The sequence below is a fragment of the Hydrocoleum sp. CS-953 genome (assembly GCF_002260545.1).
Taxonomy (GTDB): Bacteria; Cyanobacteriota; Cyanobacteriia; order Cyanobacteriales; family Microcoleaceae; genus Trichodesmium.
In genome coordinates this window covers 1-6,141 of sequence record NZ_LGSU01001027.1, presented here as the reverse complement: position 1 = coordinate 6,141, position 6,141 = coordinate 1, and the positions used below count along the sequence as shown (strand labels likewise).

The 6,141-nt window shown below is 37.4% G+C and carries 2 protein-coding genes and 1 pseudogene; all 3 read right to left on the bottom strand.

What is annotated here, in order from left to right; all coding sequences use genetic code 11:
- Positions 1-1,167: proprotein convertase P-domain-containing protein (locus AFK68_RS41795; RefSeq protein WP_246844206.1), on the bottom strand; the 1,167-nt coding region annotated here is incomplete at its 3' end.
- 990 nt (positions 1,168-2,157) lie between these two features.
- Positions 2,158-2,702: pseudogene (locus AFK68_RS41785) on the bottom strand (filamentous hemagglutinin N-terminal domain-containing protein); the annotation flags it as partial.
- Positions 2,703-3,563: 861 nt separating this feature from the next.
- Positions 3,564-4,166, bottom strand: a complete 603-nt coding sequence (locus tag AFK68_RS14880) for a M48 family metalloprotease (RefSeq protein WP_256386567.1) — start codon at positions 4,164-4,166, stop codon at positions 3,564-3,566.
- Between the last annotated feature and the right edge of the window lie 1,975 nt (positions 4,167-6,141).

Genomic DNA, 6,141 nt, shown 5'->3' with positions numbered 1-6,141 from the left:
CGAGATAGTTATATCACCCCCATTCCTAGACGACGAAGAGTCAACCGACTGGGTATTGATATCACCAGTCTGAGTCGAGATAGTAATCTCACCACCCCCATTCCCATAAGGCGAATTGGAACTAAGCAATTGGGTATTGATATCACCAGTCTGAGCCGAGATAGTAATCTCACCCCCATTCCTAGACGACGAGCTGGAATTGAGCGATTGGGTATTGATATCACCATGGGTATTGATATCACCAGTCTGAGTCGAGATAGTAATCTCACCCCCATTTCCATCAATAGATGAAGTATCTAATGAAAATGTATTAATATTACCAGATATAGCATTAAGATTAATATCACCCCCAATTCCCTCAACAGCACTAGAATTAATCAGACCTGTCATAATATTGTTATTAGCCTTTAGGTTAATTCTTCCCCCATCAGCAGTTTCGCTCAAACTACGAATATTTCCTACATTAATGTCACCATGAGTTGCTTCTAGATTAATTGCTCCACTATTTCCTCCACTATTTCCTCCTCCACTTACTAAAGTAGTAGAATTACGCAACAACAGTTGTGTACCTGTGGTAGTTCCCCAAGGTGCACCATCACCTGCTCTGTACAAAGTGCCACTATCTTCTTCAAAATTATCTGTAACCCTCAAAATCCAAGTTCCATTGGGGTTTTCTCTATTAAATTCTGCTAAACTTCCTTGGGGCTGATATGTACCATCAAACGGAGCAAACCCAGAGTCAATACTTCTAGAAGCATCATCATCCAAAACAGTATCTTGAAAGTTTTGTCCATTACCACCAACACCAGCAAACAATTTTACTTCCTGCCCTTCGGGTGATTTCAGATAAACTTCTAAGTCTGAATTAAAAATATGCTCCGCAGAAAAGCGTACATCTAGATTCTTTACAGTTTCTAAGTCACCATCTACAGTAAAAGTAAAGGTTGCAGTATCTGTACCTTCTGCTGATATCGCTCCCCCCTCATCCACATCTATAGTTGCCAACAACTCCCCACCAGAAAAAATAGGCAACCCAGAAGTATCAATATTCCCCAAAACAATACCTGCACCAGCAATAGTCAAATTCCGCCCATTTGTCTTAATAGTATCCGCCCCATTCTCAAAGGTATCGGGGTTACTCCCAACATCCGCCTCATTATCCAACATCTCCACAACACCGACTCCATCCCCATCCACATCCGCACGAATTTCTATCTCGCCACCCCCAGGTTGAAATTCCAACACATCATCCTCTATATCCTCAACAGTAATATCATTTGTCGCCTCTAACTTAATATCCGCATCCCCAGAAGTTTCATCAAATTCATCATTTATCCGAATATTAGTGGCAGACAAAGAAACACTTTCTCCACCACCTTTAATTCCACTACCCGTAGCAATAATATCTCCCGTCGCTTCAATATTTATCGCACCATCCGCAGAAATATTTTCTTTTAATGTCACATTGACTGCGCTCTTAATTTCTAACTTTCCTCTACTTTCTGACTCTTGATTTGATAAATCTATCTTTCCAGAAATAAATACATTTCCTGGTGTATCGGCAATTATTGTATTATCTGTTAATTCTAATTCACCATTACTATTAACAATAATAGATGTGGCGTTTTTTTCTTCTCCACCTGTCAATAATTCTGGTAAAGATAGAGTGTCTAAATTAGAAATATCTTCTATTCTGGAATCTACTTCTAAACTTAATAAATGTCCTGGTTGAGATATTCTCAAGACACTACCACCTTNTAATAGATGTGGCGTTTTTTTCTTCTCCACCTGTCAATAATTCTGGTAAAGATAGAGTGTCTAAATTAGAAATATCTTCTATTCTGGAATCTACTTCTAAACTTAATAAATGTCCTGGTTGAGATATTCTCAAGACACTACCACCTTCTACTGCTGCGATGGTAAGATTTCCGTTTGTTGTCGAAAGTTCTCCAGTATTAATAACTGTTCTACCTAATAAAGTAAGATTTTCTCCAGAGTGTAAATTTCCTTCATTAACTATTGCGCCTGGAGTTGAAACGTTAAATCTATAGCCACTAGGGTTTCCGACTAAATTTGAGTAGTCATTAGTTCCCATTGCTTTAAACCAGAAATTATTATTGTCAAAACCAATTCCTGTAGCAGTCGTAACGCTGAATNCCTTCATTAACTATTGCGCCTGGAGTTGAAACGTTAAATCTATAGCCACTAGGGTTTCCGACTAAATTTGAGTAGTCATTAGTTCCCATTGCTTTAAACCAGAAATTATTATTGTCAAAACCAATTCCTGTAGCAGTCGTAACGCTGAATGAGGCGGGTATATTCAGGCTGGCGTTTGGGCCAAACATTATGCCTGCGGGGTTCATCAGGAAGAGGTTGGAGTTACCACCGAGGACTTGAATGAGACCATTAATATAAGAAGCACCTCCTGTAACTCGCCCAAGAATGTTTTGGGTGTCTGGGGTGGTCAGAAAATTTGCGGTTTGGTTAGTGGGGACATTAAATTGGTCAAAACTGTGAAAGAGATTAGCTCCACTCTGAGTCCCGCCTTCGATATTAAATTGGTTGCCCTGTGGGGTAACGGTGGTGTTGGTGCCGTCGTTGGCCGGAGTTATCGGTTGGGAGTTGGCGGGAGCTAAAGCCAATGCTCCTAAAATTATGGTGAGGGCAGATATACTGTAAGATTCTATAATAGTGGGTTTCATATCAGAAATAATGATGAAGGAGATAAATAGGAGCTATCAGAAAACTGACTAGGAGGGAACAAAGCCAAATATATCGCTCTACTGAGGCGATCGCGCAGCCAGTTGAGATATATACAAGACTTACGCAGAAACGCTATCCGTAGGGGCAATTCATGTTTCGGAGCATGACAAACGGAAATTGCTCCTACGAAAAACAGAATTTATAGATGCTTTGGGTCAGTCCTGATAGATTAACAATATTTTAATATTAGGACTTACGCAGATACGCTATATATAGCGCTCAAAACTATTACGGAATAGTTTTTTAAATCTATAGATAGTACCTTTGCGTAAGTGCTGAATATATTAATTGATTTATATCTTAACTCACAATAGTCAAGATACTGAAGTTTAGTGAAGCTTTTTGATCGGTTGTTTCTGTAAATTTACTAGGAAGAGTTTGCTTCGCGACTCATAAGTATTGTCCCATAGCCTACCCTTACTAGACTAATACATCTAATTAATTTTGTGCGTTAGATTTTGGGGGCGGGTTTATTTTATCTGATGCTTAAACTCGTTAATTTAAGGCTGAACCCGCCCCTACTATTGCAAAATTTTAGGGGTGTCAGGCCACTATACCTAGATTTAATATTCCTTTTAGAAATGTCCGCGCCCTTTGCTTTTATCCCTATATTTGCATTGCTGAAGCGCAACTACGATTAAGTCAATACTCTAAATTTNAACCCGCCCCTACTATTGCAAAATTTTAGGGGTGTCAGGCCACTATACCTAGATTTAATATTCCTTTTAGAAATGTCCGCGCCCTTTGCTTTTATCCCTATATTTGCATTGCTGAAGCGCAACTACGATTAAGTCAATACTCTAAATTTCTGAAAAATCTTTTTTCTTTTCTACTAATAATGCTTTAGCTTTTGACCGCATTTTGCCATGATATACAACTCCTTCATAAGCATAACGATTATAACCATTATTAACAATTAATTCTTCTAAATAACGGACTCTTTCTGCTGTCTCTGGGTGAGTAGATAACCAAGCAAGAATACCAAGATCTTCTTTTCCTTCATTAAGAGTAACCATAAGATTTCTCACCCCATCCGCAGCATAACCTGCTGATACTAAAATTTGCGTTCCCAACACATCTGCTTGACGTTCCATTTTACGACTATAGTTAACCACAATTAAATTACTAGCTGTACCACCAGCATAGGGAATATATTGTACAATGCTAGTAACTAAATTACCTTCAGACATTAACTTAAATCCATGGGATAATACAGTATGTGCCAGTTCGTGAGCAAGCAAACCTGCTAATTCTGCTTCAGAATTGGTTTTCATTATTGCTCCCAAATTTATAAATATGTGCCCTCCTGGTAAAGCAAAAGCATTGAGGTTTTCATCATTCACTACATAAAAATTATATTCAAATTCATTTCTACCTGTCATTTCCGCAAGTTTTTCGCCCATATTATTGACATATTCAATAATTTCTTCATCCTCAATCATTGGTAATTGTTTTTGAGCAGACTTGGCTATATTTTTGCCAATTCTTGATTCACCTTGGAGCATCATTGCTGTTGTTTGAACTGCATTCATAGCTGCAAATGGATTGCCTGTAAGAGCTACCCCTAATGCCCCAGTAACAACATTAGCAATTGTATTTCTTCTTAATCTTGATTTGAGCTGNATAATTTCTTCATCCTCAATCATTGGTAATTGTTTTTGAGCAGACTTGGCTATATTTTTGCCAATTCTTGATTCACCTTGGAGCATCATTGCTGTTGTTTGAACTGCATTCATAGCTGCAAATGGATTGCCTGTAAGAGCTACCCCTAATGCCCCAGTAACAACATTAGCAATTGTATTTCTTCTTAATCTTGATTTGAGCTGAGATTGAAATTTTTTTCTATAGGTTTCTGCTAATTGATTAAATTCATTAACTTGGGAATGTTCGGGATTCATTAAAGCAAATTGTTGAGCAAATAAAGTAGCTTCTAACCATTGTTTTTCATCTGCTAGGGCGGCACTTGTGGCTTTAACTAATTCTGGTTCGTTGGGATATAAAGCTACTGCTTGATTTAATACTTCTAAAGCTAACTCTCTTTCTTTATAATTTTTAAATGCTTCTGCAAGTTGAATATGACCTGGAATAAATTCTGGATATTCTTTTACTAATAATTCTAAAGATACGAATATTTGACTTTTTATATTTCTGGCTAAACCTTTCTGTACTTGTTCCCAATATTTTTGAGCTTTTACAGGTAATTCTGTCAGTTCGTAAATTGGTTGAGGGCGATTAACTTTAGCTTCAATATCTTCAGAAAATGGTTCTTTTACTTCTCGATAAAGTTTTTCTGCTGCTACTTTTTCTCCTGCTAAATAAAGTCGGTCTGCTGCTGCTAATTTTTCCCCTGGTGTTTCAGGTTGGTAGTTAATAGGAAATATTTTTTCTGATTGGGAATTTTTCGGTTTTTTTTCTAGAGTATTTGTTTCTGCTAAAGCAAAGTTTTGCAGGGCAAATATGCTAAGTATAATTATCAGATAATTTAGCACAATTTTCATAATTTTATAGGATNCCTGCTAAATAAAGTCGGTCTGCTGCTGCTAATTTTTCCCCTGGTGTTTCAGGTTGGTAGTTAATAGGAAATATTTTTTCTGATTGGGAATTTTTCGGTTTTTTTTCTAGAGTATTTGTTTCTGCTAAAGCAAAGTTTTGCAGGGCAAATATGCTAAGTATAATTATCAGATAATTTAGCACAATTTTCATAATTTTATAGGATTTATAGGATTTTTTATTTGCAAATATGATTGATAAAATATTAAGTATTGGTCAGTTATATCATATCAAATGCGGTAGTATCGGTAGAATTCAAGACCGTAGGGGTTTGGTCTCCAAACCCTCCATAAACTAGGAGTTTTCGCTCTTTTCTGATGGTAGAATTATATCACTCCGATTTATCGGGAACCGTAGTCAGCGGATTTGATATTATCCGGATTTGATATAACTGGAAATTTTTCTGTTTCTTTTATATAAAATCCGGATAATTAGTATATCCAAGTCATTGCGACTGGAACGGAGTGGAAGGTTTGCGGAGCATTCCGGAACGGATAGCAATCTCAGGGGTGCGCGGAGATTGCNTCCAAGTCATTGCGACTGGAACGGAGTGGAAGGTTTGCGGAGCATTCCGGAACGGATAGCAATCTCAGGGGTGCGCGGAGATTGCTTCCGCTTCGTCGCTGCGGACGACTATTCAAGCGGATTCTATATTATAGAGTATTTGTTTCTGCTAAAGCAAAGTTTTGCAGGGTAAATATGCTAAGTATAATTGTCAGATAATTTCGTAAAATTTTCATAAGTTTATAGGATTTTTATTGTGCAAATATGATTGATAAAATAGTAAATTAAGTTAAGTATTGGTTAATTCTCCCCTACTCCCCTACT

What these genes read in the sequence shown, in the direction of transcription:
- AFK68_RS14880 (WP_256386567.1), bottom strand. Translation starts at nt 4,166, where the DNA reads ATGGGCGAAAAACTTGCGGAAATGACAGGTAGAAATGAATTTGAATAT.